A 13,659-nucleotide genomic window follows, 5' to 3' on the forward strand; every position below is an offset into this window, starting at 1 on the left:
GGAGATGTGTATAAGAGACAGTGACGTTGCCGCCGCCGATCACGACTCCGAGGCTCCAGCCCTCGCGGGCGACCTTCACGAGCTCGCCCGCGTAGGCGGCGAGGGCTGCGGGATCGAGGCCGGATCCACGGCCGCCGGCGAGCAGCTCACCGCTCAGCTTGAGAAGGATCCTCCCGGACGGAGGGTCCCCCGCCATGTCAGGAACCTATCTGGAAGCGGGCGAAGCGTCTGATTACGACGTTCTCCCCGATCTTCGCGACCAGGGCCTTCCTCACGTCGGCCACCTTGCCGGCGGACGCGTCGTGTATCCACTCCTGGTCGAGGAGGCAGGCCTCCTCGAAATACTTCTCGAGCCTTCCCTCGACGATCTTCTCGATGATCGCCTCGGGCTTGCCCGTCTCGCGGAGCTGGGCCCTGTAGATCTCCTTCTCGCCCTCGACCGTCTCGGGGGGGATGTCCTCCCTGCTGACGGCCACGGGCTCGAATGCCGCGATCTGCATCGCGACCTGCCTGCAGAAGGTCTGGAACTCGGCGGTCCTGGCGACGAAGTCGGTCTCGCAGTTCACCTCGACGAGAACGCCTATGCGCCCGCCGTTGTGGAGATATGCCGACACCGTGCCCTCGTGGGTCTCCCTCTCGGCCTTCTTGGCCGCGACCTTGAGGCCGCGCTCGCGCAGCAGCTTCAGGGCCTCGTCCATGTTGCCGCCGGTTTCCTCGAGGGCCTTCTTGCAGTCCAGGACTCCGCCGCCGCTGATCTGCCTCAGCTCCTTGACCATGCTGGCATCTATGTTCATTCGGTTTCTTCCTTTCCTTCGGCCTCGGCCGGCCTGCCCGCCGCCCGGACCGGATCCCTGCCCTCGTTGCCCAGCAGGCATGCATCCGCCAGGGTGCCCACGAGGAGGGATATCGACTTGATCGCGTCGTCGTTGGCAGGGATGGGATAGTCGACTTCGTGCGGGTTGCAGTTGGTGTCGACGAGCCCGATGCAGGGGATGCCCAGCCGCTTCGATTCGAGGACGGCTATGTGCTCCTTCTTGATGTCGACGACTATGACCGCGCCGGGGAGGTCCCTCATCGACCTGATGCCGCTGAGGTACTTGGCCAGCTTTTCCTGTTCGCGGGACTTCTGCAGCAGCTCGCGCTTGGTGAACCTGGCGGCCGAACCGTCCTTCTCGAAGGCTTCGAGCTCCTCCAGCCTGAGCACGCTCTTGCGCACGGTGGCGAAGTTGGTGAGGGTGCCGCCGAGCCAGCGCTCGGTCATGCTGTGCTGCCCGCACCTCTCGGCGTGCTCCCTGACGCACTCGCGGCCCTGCTTCTTGGTGGCCACGAACAGGACGCTCTTGCCGGAAGAGATGGTGCGGGTGACGAGGTTGACAGCCTCCTCGAGGGTGGAGCGGGTCTTCTCGAGGTCGATGATATGGATCCCGCCGCGGGCCATGAAGATGAACGGCTTCATGGCGGGGTTCCACCTCTTGACCTGGTGGCCGAAGTGCACTCCGGCCTCGAGCATCTCGGGCGTGCTGGGAATCTTCACCTGCAGAGTCCTTTCGGTTGTTCCGCCGGCGGTATGCCGCGGCCGTCCGGGGATACGGACACCATGGCGCGGCTCCTCCCGCCGTGTGTGATATCCGGAGGCCGCCGCCGGGGCAGGATGAGCCGGCCCCGACGGCCACCGCCGGGTTAACGCTTGGAGAACTGGAAGCGCTTGCGGGCCTTCTTCTGCCCGTACTTCTTGCGCTCCACCTCCCTGGGATCGCGGCTGAGCATGCCCTGTGACTTCAGGGAATGCCTGAATTCCGGATTCATGGAGACGAAGGCCCTTGCTATGCCGAGCCTGATCGCCCCGGCCTGTCCCGTGAGGCCGCCTCCGGCCACGTTGATCACGAGGTCGAAGGATTCGCGGCCCTTCACTATGTCCAGGGGCTCGAGCGCGTGCTCGAGCTGCCAGAGATCGCAGAAGAACTCGGCCGGCTCCCTGTGGTTTATCACGACGAGCCCGCGTCCGGGTCTGAGGTAGCACCTGGCGGTAGCCGTCTTCCGCCTGCCCACGCCTATGTACTGCTCCTGCATTTCACCTCCTCCGCTCGTCATGCCCGGGCGTCCAGGGGCTCGGGCTTCTGGGCGGCGTGCGGGTGCACGGGCCCGGAGTAGATCTTGAGCTTCCTGAGCATCGCCCTGCCCAGGATGTTCTTGGGCAGCATGCCCCACACCGCGAGCCTCAGCACCCGGTCGGGATGCTTCTCGGCCATGACCTTGAGTGTGGTGGCCTTCTGTCCGCCCGGGTAGCGGGTGTGCCTGTAGTACACCTTCTGCTCCACCTTGGTGCCGGTGTAGTTCATCTTGTCGGCGTTGATGACGACCACGAAGTCGCCCGTGTCGATGTGGCGGGTGTAGACGGGCTTGTTCTTGCCCTGGAGGACGACGGCGAGATGGGAGGCCAGGCGGCCGAGAGTCTGACCCTCGGCGTCGACCACGAACCAGCGCCGCTCTACCTCGCCCTCTCTGGCGGAGTAGGTTTTCACGGGATATACCTCCACTGAGGCTTCGTTCGAAGCGTGTAAAGGAACCCGGCAGAGCCGGATGGAAAATCGGCGGACAATATGCAAGGCTTTCCCGGCAACCGCAACCTCGGCCCTAGGCCCTCCCGGGCGACTCCTTCCAGGCCGCGTACTTCACGAGGTCCTTCCGCACCATGCTCAGGCACAGCCCGATCACGAAGGCGTCGTCGACGTACCCGAGGAAGGGGATCACGTCGGGCACCACGTCGAAAGGATTGAGGACGTAGAGCAGCGCCACGGCCGCGGCGCCCGCGATCCAGCGCGGGATGGTGCGGTACCTGCCCGAGATGAAGTCGCGCACCAGGGAGACGAGCATCTTCACGTCGCCCAGGACGGCCGCCAGGGGTCCCCTGGACGACTTCCTCTCTATCTCCTCGGCGTTGTCGAGGACGAGTTCCATGTCCTCGCGCGTTACCATGCCGGCCTTCTCGAGCATCTCTTCGCGGGTCATCGGGTCCGGCTCCGAGTTGCTGCGCCCCATTCCGCCACCTCCATCACGACAGGCGCCCGGGATCATGCCCGTAAGATAACCGGCGGGAGCAGGGAGCCGGTATACGGCATCCGGCTTCCGGCTTCCGGATACCGGTCACCGGACACCGTAACCGGACACCGGGTTCCTCAGAGAAGCTCCTGCAGCAGGTCGGGCGTGGCGCAGGACAGCCCGGCCCTGCCCAGGATCCCGGTGACGGGTTCGTCGCACGCCCCGACCACGACGACCAGCCTGTAGCCGCACTTCCATGCCGCGGCCCCCCGCCCGGCCACGGAAAGAGCCCTCTCCACCGCGGGCACCCTGCCGGAGAAGCCCTGCGGGAGCACCGCGGTCATGCCCCTGTGGAAGGGGAGGAACAGTTCGATGCCCGGCCAGGGGTGCAGCCTGAGGGCCCGGGAGAAGCCCAGCGGGGCGAGGACCTCCCATGTCGCGGCCCACACCTTCCGGGGACGCAGGGGATTTCCGGCAAGGACCCCGGCCGCACCGGCGGCCGGGAGCACCGGGGGATCGGCCCATGCCTCCGACCAGGGAGGGGTGCGGGGCTCCTCCGGGGCATCCATGCCCAGGAGCCTGGCTCCGAGGTTGGTCCAGAACGCCAGGGGCTCAGGATCCCTCATCGGAGTCACCCCCCCCGAGCGCCTCCCGCGCGGCCCTCCAGGCCTCGGCGCCCGAGAAGCCGCGCCTGGCGAGAAAGCCCAGGGCCCTGCGGAGCGCAGCCTCCTTCGGGAGGCCTCCGTAGCGGCGCCTCAGCAGGGATATCAGCCCCCCGGCGGACTCCCAGTCGGAGCGCTCGCCGGACACGCGGGCCGCGACCGCGGCCGGAACCCCCCGCTTCACCAGTTCGCGCCCGAGGCCGGCCCGGCCAAGATCGGGCCGGGACTCGGCGAACAGCCTGGCGAACCTCTCGTCGTCCACCCAGCGGTTCTCGACGAAGCGCGAGACGACCGACGAAGCCACCTCCGGCAGGTACCCCCTGCGGGCGAGGTAGGATGCGAGGCTCTTCGCCGTCCGCTCGGAGGTCGAGAGATACCTGGCGGCATCGTCGCCGGCCGGGCCGGCCTGGAGCCTGGCGGCTTCGGCTGACAGGCCTTCCCAGTCCACCTCCGCGCCGGGCTCCACACCCAGTTCCCCGCATTCGCGCGAAGGCAGCGCCACCGAGCGGCCTCCCGCCTCCGCCCTGACCCAGCCCCTGCGCAGGGGCTCTACCGCATCAACTCTCAGGAGCCGCCGCCTTGCCGGGCGCGGGCGCGGCGGCGGGCGCCTTCACCGGAGCGGCATCGCTGCGGAGCGGGAGTTCGTACAGCTTCCGCAGCTCGTTCTCGAGCTTCGACGCCACTTCGCGGTTCTCCTCCAGGAACTTGCGGCTGTTCTCGCGCCCCTGCCCTATCTGGAGGTCGCCGTACGAGTACCACGTGCCGCGCCTCTGCAGCAGGTTCTTCTCGAGCCCGAGATCCACCAGCTCGCCCTCGAGCGAGATCCCCTGACCATGGATGATGTCGAACTCGCACTGCTTGAACGGGGGTGCCAGCTTGTTCTTCACGACCTTGGCCTTGGTCCGGCTGCCGTGGACGTCGTCGCCGTCCTTGAGGGAGGCGATCCGGCGGATGTCTATCCTGACGCTCGAGTAGAACTTGAGGGCCCGCCCGCCGGTGGTGGTCTCGGGGTTCCCGAACATCACGCCGATCTGCATCCTGATCTGGTTGATGAAGATCACGGAGCAGTTGGACCTGGAGACCGCTCCGGTGAGTTTGCGCAGGGCCTGCGACATGAGTCTGGCCTGCAGGCCCACGTGGGAGTCGCCCATCTCGCCCTCGAGCTCGGCCTTGGGGACCAGGGCGGCCACGGAGTCTATGCAGATCGCATCCACCGCGTTGCTGCGCACCAGCATCTCGGTTATCTCGAGCGCCTGTTCGCCGCTTGAAGGCTGGGAGACGAGCAGCTTGTCGACGTTCAGGCCGATCTTGCCGGCATAGATGGGGTCGAGCGCGTGCTCGGCGTCGATGAAGGCGGCCTCGCCGCCCATCCTCTGGGCATTCGCGAGGATGTGCATCGCCAGGGTGGTCTTGCCCGAGGACTCCGCCCCGTAGATCTCCGTTATCCTGCCCTTGGGGATGCCGCCGATCCCCAGGGCCGCATCGAGGGCCAGGGAGCCGGTCGGGATGGTGTCGACCTGGACTATCTCGTTCTCCCCCAGGCGCATGATCGAGCCCTGCCCGAACTGCTTCTGGATCTGCATGAAGGCAGCCTGCAGCGCCTTCTGCTTCTCGTCAGCCGGATTCTCCCTTGCCATGTGTCCCGCCTTTCACTCGCCCGGTTGTCTGACAACGCTCCCGAGCTGTCACCACCGGGCGGTGGATTTCATATCACGCGCCCTGGAGCTGGATGCCCCCGACTCTTCGATATACCGGACCCGACCGGGTAAGCTCGCTGTCGTAGAGGACGACCTCCTCGAAGATACCCTCCCACGGACCGGGTGCCGCCAGTTCCACCGGCCCGCCGTACCCGCCCCTGCGGGCGACGGAGACGTGGGGGACGAACCCGGCCGCATGCCCCGTGCGGCCGGCGTCGTCGGGAAGGCAGGCGAACCGCCCCGCCAGAGCGCGGACCCAGTCCGGGAACCCGCCGCCCAGCCAGTACACACCAGGGAGTTTCCTACCATTGCCGAAGGCCCCGCAAGTGGACAGCATGAATGATCTGTCCCCGACGGGCTCCGGGAATGCCGTACGCAGGGATTCGAGCGCCGGCGCAGGATCGACGGCGCCCAGGAACCTGAGCGTGACGTGAGCCTGCTCCGGATCGACCCACCTGAGCTCCGGGAACCTGACCCTGTGGGCCGCGATGTAGTCCGAGAGCGGCCGCCGGACCGGGCCGGGCAGCGGAAGGGCCAGGAACAGCCTCAATCCTCATCCTCCGCCAGCAGCCCGAGCAGGAGCCCCATGGCGCAGGTGCATGCGGCATCGCGAACGGTGGCCCTGGTGCCCCCGAACCTGAAGGCCCGCACCTCGTGCCTGCCGCCTGCGATCGCCGCTATCCAGACCGTGCCCACGGGCTTCTCCGGCGAATCCCCTCCGGGCCCCGCTATCCCCGTCACGGCCAGGGCCGCGTCCGAACCGGCCAGCCTGCCCGCTCCCTCGGCCATCTCCATCGCGGTCTCGGCGCTGACCGCCCCGAATGCCCCGAGCGTGGAGGACCGCACCCCGAGCGCCAGCCTCTTGAGGTCGTTCGAGTAGCAGACCACCCCTCCGTGGTACCACCCCGACGATCCCGGCACGGACGTGATCCTGCCGCCGAGGAGACCTCCCGTGCAGGATTCCGCCGTGGCGAGGGTGAACCCGCGCTCGGCGAGGGCTTCGCCCAGCACCTGTTCGATCAGGGGGCCGCGCTCCCGGGCGAAGACGGCAGAGCCCAGCCTCGCCCCGACCGCCTCGAATCCCGCGGAGGCCCCGGGCCCCCGGAACGAGAGCTCGACCTGCCCCGGGCTGGGCAGGAACGCCAGGGAGGCGCCCCCGTCGAGGTCCTCCGACTTGATGAGATCCATGAGCGCATTCTCCGGGATGCCCCAGATCTTCAGGCAGAAGACCTCGGCCAGCCCGGGACCCGATGCCCCGGCGGCGTCGAGGCACGGGCCGGCCAGCCCCTCCACCTCCCTGGGGACGCCCGGCAGCATCACGATGCATTCGCCCGAACCGGCGAGCGTGAGTACGATGCCGGGGGCGATACCCGCGGGGTTGTCCACCGGGCGGGCACCTTCGGGGAGCCATGCCTGCGCGCGCGCGGACCGCGGGCACTCGACCCCGCGGGCGGAGTACTTCCCCAAGACCATCCCCAGCGCCTCGGGATCCTCGCAGAAGCCGATGCCGAGGGCGGCTGCCACGGCGCGGGGCGTGAGATCGTCCTCGGTGGGCCCGAGACCTCCGGTGGTCACGATCAGCCGGCGATCCGACCGGAGCGAGGCGAGCACGGCGGCTATCCCGGCCGGATCGTCGGGAGCCACGCCGGCCCGCGACACCGGGATCCCCCTGGCCGAGAGCTCCCTCGCGACCGTGGGGATGTTGGCGTCGCGCACCCTGCCCGAGAGGACCTCGTCGCCCACCAGGAGAATCGCAGCGTCAGCGAATTCCAAGACACCCTCCCAGGAACACGAGCACCGCGGCCATCAGGCCGGCGCAGGCGTCGTCCAGCACCACTCCCGCCGGCCCGTCCATCCTGTCGAAGAAGCGCACCGGCCAGGGTTTGAGAATGTCGAAGACCCTGAACAGCACGAGCCCGGCCGCGGCCAGCGCCACGCTGCCGCCCGCAGGCATGCATGCGATCCAGGTTCCCAGGACCTCGTCGATGTTCACGCGGCCCGGGTCGCGACCCCACAGGGCCTCGCCCGCCGCGGCCCCGGCGAGGGACAGCGGGATGAGTGCGGCCAGCACGACGAGGGCCGTTTCCGTCGAGGCCGCCCCGAACAGGAGCCAGAGGCCGAAGGCGATCAGGCTGCCGACTGTTCCCGGGGCCGCCGGGGAGAACCCGGTGCCCAGCGTGGTGCCTATCGCAGCCCCGATGCGGAGCACCGCGCGGCTCACCACAGCAGTCTCTTCAGTATCGACCTGTTGCGCCAGATGTAGTCGAGGCCCGAGAACACGGCAAGGGCGGTGGCGGCGACCAGCACGGAACTGGCCGCGGCTTCGTGCAGCCCCTCCGGCAGGACGCCCGGCCGGGGCCAGGGCACCGCAAGCGCAAGATAGAGGAACACGGCCGACATCTCGAAGACCGTCTTGAGCTTGCCCATACGCGAGGGCATGATGATGACCCCCGCGTAGGCCGCGATGGTCCTGAGCCCGGTGACGAGCAGCTCGCGCCCTATGATCACCCATGCGGCCCATACCGGGACCAGCCCCACCTGCACCAGGCCGATGAGGGCCAGCGAGACCAGCAGCTTGTCGGCCAGCGGATCGAGGAACCGTCCGAGGTTGGTGATCCACCCGTACCTGCGGGCGAGGTAGCCGTCGAGGACGTCCGTGAGCGCCGCTGCCGCGAAGGTGGCCAGCGCCGCCGCCCTGAACCCCGGCCGCTCGTCGAGCAGGAGAGCCGTGGCGACGGGGCCCAGCGCCATCCTGGCAACGGTCAGCCTGTTGGGCCAGTTGAGGATCATCCGGTCCTGGTCAGATCTTCTGCCGGCCCTCGAAAGCCTGTACGAGGGTTCCCGAGTCGATCATCTCCACGGAGGCTCCGGATGGGAGACCCCTGGCGAGCCTCGTGACGCGCGTGCCCGTCGGTTCGAGGGTCCGGCCGAGCCATGAGCAGGTGGCCTCGCCGTCCGCGGTGGCGTCGAGGGCGAGGATCACCTCCGGGGCTCCGGTTTCGCGAACCAGTGCCACGAGCCTGTCGAAGCCGAGCTGGGTGGGCCCGATGCCGTCGAGCGGCGACAGGAGCCCGTGCAGCACGAAGAAACGCCCGCGGAAGAGGCCGGCCTCGTCGATGGACTTGAGATCGGCCACGTTCTCGACCACGCAGAGTGAGTTGCCGCGCGACCTGTCGAGGCACACCTGGCACATCTCCGAATCCGTGAGGTTCCGGCAGACCGGGCACTCGTGGATCATCTCGAAGGTGCGCCTCAGGACGTCGGAGAGGCTCCTCGAGAGCTCCCTGTCGTCCACCAGTGCGAAGGCGAGCCGGGCCGCGGTGCGCCTCCCGATACCCGGGAGCCTCGACAGCTCGTTCACGAGGGAGTCGAACCAGTCGGAGCTCACATGAGCCCGCCCATGCGCGGGAGGCCCAGGGACTCCATCCTGGAGGCGGAGTACTCGCGGCTCTTCGCGACCGCGTCGCGCACTGCCGCCATGACCAGGTCCTCGAGGAGGGATGCGTCGGAGCCCTCGAGCGCCCCGGGGGATATCTTCAGGTCCTGCAGCTCGCCCTGACCGTTCACCACGGCCCTGACCGGGCCCGAACCGCCCTCGATCCGGGCAAGAGCGAGTTCGTCCTGCATCTTGGTGAGGCTGGCCTGCATCTTCTGGGCCTGGGCCATGAGATCCTTCATCTGGCGGTTCAACGGGACCTCCTGTCGGTCGTCCTGTCACGGCTCACTGCGTCGAAGAGATCGAGGAGGCTCTGGGTGATCTCGGAATCGCCCGGAGTCTCTCCGCCCCCGGCGGGTACGGGGCCGTCGCCGGGAGCATCGCCGCCTGCGGAAGGATCCCCCGGACCGGCGGAGTACCCGGGTCCCGCAGGGCTCTGCCTTATCTCGTCGGATCGCCTGCTCTCCACGCCGGGAGATACGGGGGCGGGGGCGGCTTCGACCCTCTCCCTGCGGGCGGGCGCCGCAGCCGGAGGGGGCGGGGCATCGGGGCGCACGGCCCGTGGCTCCGCCGGGACAGCGGGCGTCACCCGGGGAAGGCTCTCGAGGGAGACGGCCCATGAAAGCCGCGATGCGGCCACGATCGCGCTTTCGAGCAGGATCCTGGGCTGGCTGGACTGCCTGGCCTCGGCCGCGGCCGAGGTGACGATACGCAGCATGTCGAGTACGGCGGTGTCGCACGTGGCCGATGCGAGACTCCGGAACACCCCGGCCTCGGCCTCGGAGAGGTCGGACAGGCCGGCCTCGCCCCCGGACGCGGCCAGGAGCAGGTTCCGAAGGAATTCGACGAGGGATTCGTTCAGCTCCTCGACGCTGTATCCCAGCGCGAAGGCTTCCGACACGCGGTCGAGAGCCCCGCCGGGGTCCCCGGCCAGCGCGGCCCCCACGATGCCTTCGAGTATGCCGTCCTGTACGACGCGCAGGAGTGAGGCGGCTCCCTCCCTGGTTATCCTGCCCCCGGTGAAGCTCACGAGCTGGTCCATTATGGAGAGGGCGTCCCTCAGGCTTCCGCCGCTGGCCCGGGTCACCATCGCCAGCGCCTCGGGCTCGGCCTCTATGCCCTCGCCCGCGGCCTCCCTGGCCAGGTATTCGGCCATCTGCGCCGCCGGGATGCGCCTGAAGTCGAAGCGCTGGCAGCGGCTGACTATGGTGGCGGGCACCTTGCGGGGCTCCGTGGTGGCGAAGACGAACAGCACCCTGGGAGGCGGCTCCTCCAGTATCTTGAGGAGGGCGTTGAAGGCCTCGCGGGTGAGCATGTGCACTTCGTCGATGATGTAGATCTTCCAGCCGCCTCCGGCGGAGGAGTACCTGGCCTTCTCGCGGAGGTCGCGGATCTCGTCTATGCCGCGGTTGCTCGCGCCGTCGATCTCGAGCACGTCGAGGTCGGATCCGGCGGTGATCCGCATGCAGCTCGAGCATACGCGGCAGGGGTCGGGCGTGGGACCCTTCTCGCAGTTGAGGGCCTTCGCGAGTATCCTTGCGGTGGTGGTCTTGCCGACGCCCCTCGGCCCGGCGAAGAGGTACGCATGGCCGATCCGCCCGCTCTCGATGGCGTTTCTGAGCGTGACGGTGATATGGTCCTGTGCGAGGACCTCCTCGAAGCCCTGCGGCCTCCATTTCCTCGCGAAGACTAGATAGCTCACGGCCCTCCCGGGTGCGATGGGTCGGTGGCCGGCAACGCCTGCCGCACCGTCGCGGCGGGTTGCGCGTCGCCCGGCAGTATCCGATTACCGCTGCTACCTTCCGGTCCTGACGGGGTTCACGGACTGCCGTCGCGCGGTCCTCCGGAGGCCCGCACGGCGTGGCCGGCCGCTTCAATTATAAGGACGCGCCCCTACCCGTCCAGCGATCGGGTCGGGATGGCGCACCGCCGTTGCGGAGGGATTCCGGGCTCTTCAGGGGGCGATCAGGATGCTGTAGCAGCCGGGGTCGAGCCCGGCGGTCATCCCTTCGAGGCCCAGGCCCGTGTAGACGCTCGGCTCGCCCTGCCTCGAGCGGTTGCCGTTGGCGTAGACGGCGTAGTTGCGGATCCAGGGCGCCCCGCCTGCCACGCTCGACTGGGTCTCGACCACCACCGCGGTGCGGGATGCGTCGCCCGCATCGACTCCCGGGAGCCATGCCTTGAAGGACGGCACGTCGTACTCGCGGATGACGACTATCCTGTCCAGCCCCACGGGATCGCCCAGCCCGAGCCTGGCGGCGATCTCCCTGGCGAACGGGGCCGTCAGGCTGTCGCCCGCCACGTAGTAGACCCCCCGCGGGATGTTCTCGTAGACGGAGTCGGGCGGAGGGGTCACGAATGCGTCGAGGGTGTCGGGGCCGGGAAGCCCGGCGATCTCGCCGAAGACCACGCACCTCACGGGCAGGGCGGGGCCCTCGGCGGGCTTCTCCTCCTCCGGAAGAGCCTGGATTGGCATCACCCAGGGAACTGCAGCGGAGTCGGACCCGCCCGGGACGACCGTGGCGCCGCTCTCGGGCCCGCCCCGGCAGGATGCCCCCCTGGTCACGAAGAAGGCTGCCGCACAGAGCAGGATGATCGCCGGCACCGCGAACCACCTGCGCCTCCGCCTGGTGATCCTCCCGGCCGGCTCCCCCGCGACGGCTGCCGCCCCCCCGGACCTCCTGAAGCGCACCCTGGACTCCCTGACGATCGCTTCGGCCGCCTGGCACGGATCGGTCCTGCCCGCCGCGCATGCGGCTATCCTGGCGGGGGTGGCGTGATGCCAGATCCCCGGGGTCAGGAGTACGATCCTCTGCGACGGCGTGAGTTCGAGACGGAGGGTCTGGGGCTTCAGATCCTGCTGCCCGAGGAAGCGCGTCAGGTCCCTTGATCGCAGCCTGTAGCCGGCATCCCGGGGGCCCAACTTCATCTCGCTCGCGAGCGTGTGCTCGTCGGTGAGGGCGGAGGCGGTGGCGGCCTCGGCCAGGAAGGCCCTCGAGGCCCCGGCATGCGCGATCCAGACCTCCCGGCCGATGAAGGCGGCCGATGTCACGGAGCATCCGCGCAGCTCCTCGGACCTGATCCTCTCGCCCGCCTCGTGGAATGCCTCCACGAGAGCCTCGCCGACCCGGAAGGCCACGCCCTCGGCGAAGACGTCCCTGATGACGGAGACGGCTATCCCGGCCGAGCGGGCGTCGCCGGCCGTGCCCTCTGCCACGGTGATCACGGAGGCGAACGGATACTCGCCCCTGAAGCCGTCGCATGCCGACAGGGATTCGCTCCTGACGCGCCCGTTGACGGCGAGCCAGGCGGTTTCCAGCACCCTCTGCGCCTGTGTCATGTCAGTGGAGATCTGGTGGAGATGAGCGGATTCGAACCGCCGGCCTCTGCCTTGCGAAAGCAGCGCTCTACCAACTGAGCTACATCCCCGCCAGACGTGAGCAGCAATTCTGCGAAATCACGGGCCGCGATGCAAGTGTCATGTCGAGACCAGGACGGTTCCGCCGCCCGAGAGCCTGACGAAGCCCTGGCTTTCAGGATCGGCCTCGGCGGTGATCCCCTGCTGCATCTGGATGATGCACACCGCGCGCACGGAGAGGCCCTGGTCCCCGGGCTCCAGAACGGCCGACCTGCCGCCGGTGAAGGCGAGAGCCCATCCCCCCTCCCCTCCGACCCTGACCATGGATGGCAGGACGCCGGAAGACGCATCCGAGAACACCATCCCGGCGTCGTGCAGGACCAGCCTGTCGCTCCTGACGAGGTCTCCCGGCGCGATGTCGAGGATCACCGGCGTGCGCGAGGCCTGGCCCAGCACGATGGTGCCGGTGCCCGTGAGGAGCCTCCTCCTGTCCTCGGCGATCACGGATATGGAGGAGTCCATCCCCGTGATGTACGCCAGCTTCACTTCCAGACTGCCCTCGATGAGGTCGACACGGGTGAGCTCGTCGGAGCCGGCGGCATGGATCTCGAACAGGGCGGGGACAAGGCCGGGGACGGTCTCGGCCGGGGCTTCGACCGGAGACTCCTCCGCCGGCACGTCCGCCGTAGCGGGAGCGGGTTCGGGAACCGCCCCGGGAGCCGGTTCCGCTGCGCCTGCAAGGGTTTCGCCGAAGACCACCTCGAGCGAGACGTCGCCGGCCCGCACCGGCTCACACGCCTGCTCCGGCACGGAGGGTGCGGGGGCGGCGGCCTGTCCGGCCGAGGCATCGGGCCCGGCTGTCGCCGGAGGCGCCTCCGATGCGGCGGGTTCGGCTGGAGCGGGTTCGGCTGGAGCGGGCGCCTCCCCGGCTGCCTCGGCTGGAGCCGTGGATGGTTCCGCTTCACCGGTCGAGAAGGAGAAGATCGATTCGAGAACGGGGAGGGTGTCGTCCGCGGCTGCCGCCATCCCGGCTTCCGGAACAACCGGGATCTCCGGCGCCGGCATGTCCGGTGCGGCGGCGGGAGCTTCGGGTTCCATCACGGCGGCAGGTTCTGCAACTGTCATGGATCCTGGCATGAGAGCCGGTCCGGGCATGGCAGCGGGTTCGGCGGCTACCGCGGACTCTGGAATTGCCGCAGGCCCGGCTGCGGCTGCCGACGGCCCGGATGCGTCGGCCGGTTCGGCAGCAGGTGCCGGCCCGTGCGCAGCTTCGGGTTCCGGTGCCGCCGCCGGCGCTGCCGCAGGCATGGACATCTGCGGGGCCAGGGGGCCGGTGCCGAATATCGACTGCAGGAGAGGATCCGTCGGGGTCTCCGCGGCAGCCTGCACGGGGCCGGGAGAAGCCGGGACCTCGGCGGTCCGGAAGATGCTCGTGAAATCGAACGGTTCGGGAGCTGTCTCTTATAC

The 13,659-nt window shown here is 68.9% G+C and carries 18 protein-coding genes, 1 tRNA gene and 1 other RNA gene; all 20 read right to left on the minus strand.

The annotated features are described in order from the left end of the window. The coding region (locus tag QUS11_03840; GenBank protein MDM7992422.1) for a hypothetical protein at nt 1-196 on the minus strand (196 nt) is incomplete at its 3' end. Between the two features lies 1 nt (nt 197). Beyond that, nucleotides 198-794: a translation elongation factor Ts gene (locus QUS11_03845; protein MDM7992423.1), complete on the minus strand. Its 597-nt coding sequence runs from the start codon at nt 792-794 to the stop codon at nt 198-200. Continuing rightward, nucleotides 791-1,534 carry a 30S ribosomal protein S2 gene (rpsB, locus tag QUS11_03850; protein ID MDM7992424.1) on the minus strand — a complete coding sequence of 248 codons (744 nt, stop codon included), beginning with the start codon at nt 1,532-1,534 and terminating at the stop codon, nt 791-793. Before rpsB ends, QUS11_03845 begins: the two co-directional genes overlap by 4 nt. A gap of 146 nt (nt 1,535-1,680) precedes the next feature. Then, nucleotides 1,681-2,070: a 30S ribosomal protein S9 gene (gene rpsI, locus QUS11_03855; GenBank protein ID MDM7992425.1), complete on the minus strand. Its 390-nt coding sequence runs from the start codon at nt 2,068-2,070 to the stop codon at nt 1,681-1,683. 17 nt (nt 2,071-2,087) lie between these two features. Next, complete coding sequence (gene rplM / locus QUS11_03860; protein MDM7992426.1) at nt 2,088-2,522, minus strand: 50S ribosomal protein L13; 435 nt, start codon at nt 2,520-2,522, stop codon at nt 2,088-2,090. A gap of 112 nt (nt 2,523-2,634) precedes the next feature. Beyond that, nucleotides 2,635-3,039, minus strand: coding sequence for a YkvA family protein (locus QUS11_03865; GenBank protein ID MDM7992427.1), 405 nt, complete (start codon nt 3,037-3,039; stop codon nt 2,635-2,637). A gap of 137 nt (nt 3,040-3,176) precedes the next feature. Then, on the minus strand, nt 3,177-3,665 hold the full coding sequence (locus QUS11_03870; GenBank protein ID MDM7992428.1) for a hypothetical protein: 489 nt from the start codon (nt 3,663-3,665) through the stop codon (nt 3,177-3,179). Further along, a complete protein-coding gene (locus QUS11_03875) occupies nt 3,652-4,203 on the minus strand; it encodes a regulatory protein RecX (protein ID MDM7992429.1) in 552 nt (183 codons plus the stop codon). Before QUS11_03875 ends, QUS11_03870 begins: the two co-directional genes overlap by 14 nt. 55 nt (nt 4,204-4,258) lie before the next feature. After that, a complete protein-coding gene (gene recA / locus QUS11_03880; protein MDM7992430.1) occupies nt 4,259-5,338 on the minus strand; it encodes a recombinase RecA in 1,080 nt (359 codons plus the stop codon). Nucleotides 5,339-5,411: 73 nt separating this feature from the next. Beyond that, complete coding sequence (gene thpR / locus QUS11_03885; GenBank protein ID MDM7992431.1) at nt 5,412-5,948, minus strand: RNA 2',3'-cyclic phosphodiesterase; 537 nt, start codon at nt 5,946-5,948, stop codon at nt 5,412-5,414. Beyond that, nucleotides 5,945-7,171 (minus strand): nicotinamide-nucleotide amidohydrolase family protein, encoded by a 1,227-nt coding sequence (locus tag QUS11_03890; protein MDM7992432.1) that lies wholly within the window; start codon nt 7,169-7,171, stop codon nt 5,945-5,947. The genes thpR and QUS11_03890 overlap by 4 nt, the downstream gene beginning before the upstream one ends. Continuing rightward, entirely contained in the window at nt 7,158-7,619 is a 462-nt protein-coding gene (locus QUS11_03895) for a phosphatidylglycerophosphatase A (GenBank protein ID MDM7992433.1), read from the minus strand. The genes QUS11_03890 and QUS11_03895 overlap by 14 nt, the downstream gene beginning before the upstream one ends. Continuing rightward, nucleotides 7,616-8,188 carry a CDP-diacylglycerol--glycerol-3-phosphate 3-phosphatidyltransferase gene (gene pgsA / locus QUS11_03900; GenBank protein ID MDM7992434.1) on the minus strand — a complete coding sequence of 191 codons (573 nt, stop codon included), beginning with the start codon at nt 8,186-8,188 and terminating at the stop codon, nt 7,616-7,618. Before pgsA ends, QUS11_03895 begins: the two co-directional genes overlap by 4 nt. Before the next feature lie 10 nt (nt 8,189-8,198). Beyond that, nucleotides 8,199-8,786: a recombination mediator RecR gene (recR, locus tag QUS11_03905; GenBank protein ID MDM7992435.1), complete on the minus strand. Its 588-nt coding sequence runs from the start codon at nt 8,784-8,786 to the stop codon at nt 8,199-8,201. Next, nucleotides 8,783-9,076 carry a YbaB/EbfC family nucleoid-associated protein gene (locus tag QUS11_03910; GenBank protein ID MDM7992436.1) on the minus strand — a complete coding sequence of 98 codons (294 nt, stop codon included), beginning with the start codon at nt 9,074-9,076 and terminating at the stop codon, nt 8,783-8,785. The genes recR and QUS11_03910 overlap by 4 nt, the downstream gene beginning before the upstream one ends. Before the next feature lie 8 nt (nt 9,077-9,084). Beyond that, the gene (gene dnaX, locus QUS11_03915; protein MDM7992437.1) at nt 9,085-10,536 is read right to left on the minus strand and encodes a DNA polymerase III subunit gamma/tau; all 1,452 of its coding nucleotides are present in this window, start codon (nt 10,534-10,536) and stop codon (nt 9,085-9,087) included. Between the two features lie 47 nt (nt 10,537-10,583). Next, nucleotides 10,584-10,682: signal recognition particle sRNA small type (ffs, locus tag QUS11_03920), an RNA gene on the minus strand. Between the two features lie 106 nt (nt 10,683-10,788). Beyond that, entirely contained in the window at nt 10,789-12,174 is a 1,386-nt protein-coding gene (locus QUS11_03925) for a hypothetical protein (GenBank protein ID MDM7992438.1), read from the minus strand. A gap of 13 nt (nt 12,175-12,187) precedes the next feature. Continuing rightward, nucleotides 12,188-12,263: transfer RNA gene (locus QUS11_03930), tRNA-Ala, on the minus strand. A 49-nt stretch (nt 12,264-12,312) separates the two neighbouring features. Then, nucleotides 12,313-13,290 (minus strand): hypothetical protein, encoded by a 978-nt coding sequence (locus QUS11_03935; protein ID MDM7992439.1) that lies wholly within the window; start codon nt 13,288-13,290, stop codon nt 12,313-12,315. Nucleotides 13,291-13,659: the final 369 nt, after the last annotated feature.

The organism is Candidatus Fermentibacter sp. (assembly GCA_030373045.1).
GTDB lineage: Bacteria > Fermentibacterota > Fermentibacteria > Fermentibacterales > Fermentibacteraceae > Fermentibacter.

What these genes read in the sequence shown, in the direction of transcription:
- recA (MDM7992430.1), bottom strand. Translation starts at nt 5,338, where the DNA reads ATGGCAAGGGAGAATCCGGCTGACGAGAAGCAGAAGGCGCTGCAGGCT.
- rpsI (MDM7992425.1), bottom strand. Translation starts at nt 2,070, where the DNA reads ATGCAGGAGCAGTACATAGGCGTGGGCAGGCGGAAGACGGCTACCGCC.
- QUS11_03865 (MDM7992427.1), bottom strand. Translation starts at nt 3,039, where the DNA reads ATGGGGCGCAGCAACTCGGAGCCGGACCCGATGACCCGCGAAGAGATG.
- QUS11_03935 (MDM7992439.1), bottom strand. Translation starts at nt 13,290, where the DNA reads ATGGAACCCGAAGCTCCCGCCGCCGCACCGGACATGCCGGCGCCGGAG.
- QUS11_03910 (MDM7992436.1), bottom strand. Translation starts at nt 9,076, where the DNA reads ATGAAGGATCTCATGGCCCAGGCCCAGAAGATGCAGGCCAGCCTCACC.
- QUS11_03870 (MDM7992428.1), bottom strand. Translation starts at nt 3,665, where the DNA reads ATGAGGGATCCTGAGCCCCTGGCGTTCTGGACCAACCTCGGAGCCAGG.
- QUS11_03845 (MDM7992423.1), bottom strand. Translation starts at nt 794, where the DNA reads ATGAACATAGATGCCAGCATGGTCAAGGAGCTGAGGCAGATCAGCGGC.
- QUS11_03925 (MDM7992438.1), bottom strand. Translation starts at nt 12,174, where the DNA reads ATGACACAGGCGCAGAGGGTGCTGGAAACCGCCTGGCTCGCCGTCAAC.
- pgsA (MDM7992434.1), bottom strand. Translation starts at nt 8,188, where the DNA reads ATGATCCTCAACTGGCCCAACAGGCTGACCGTTGCCAGGATGGCGCTG.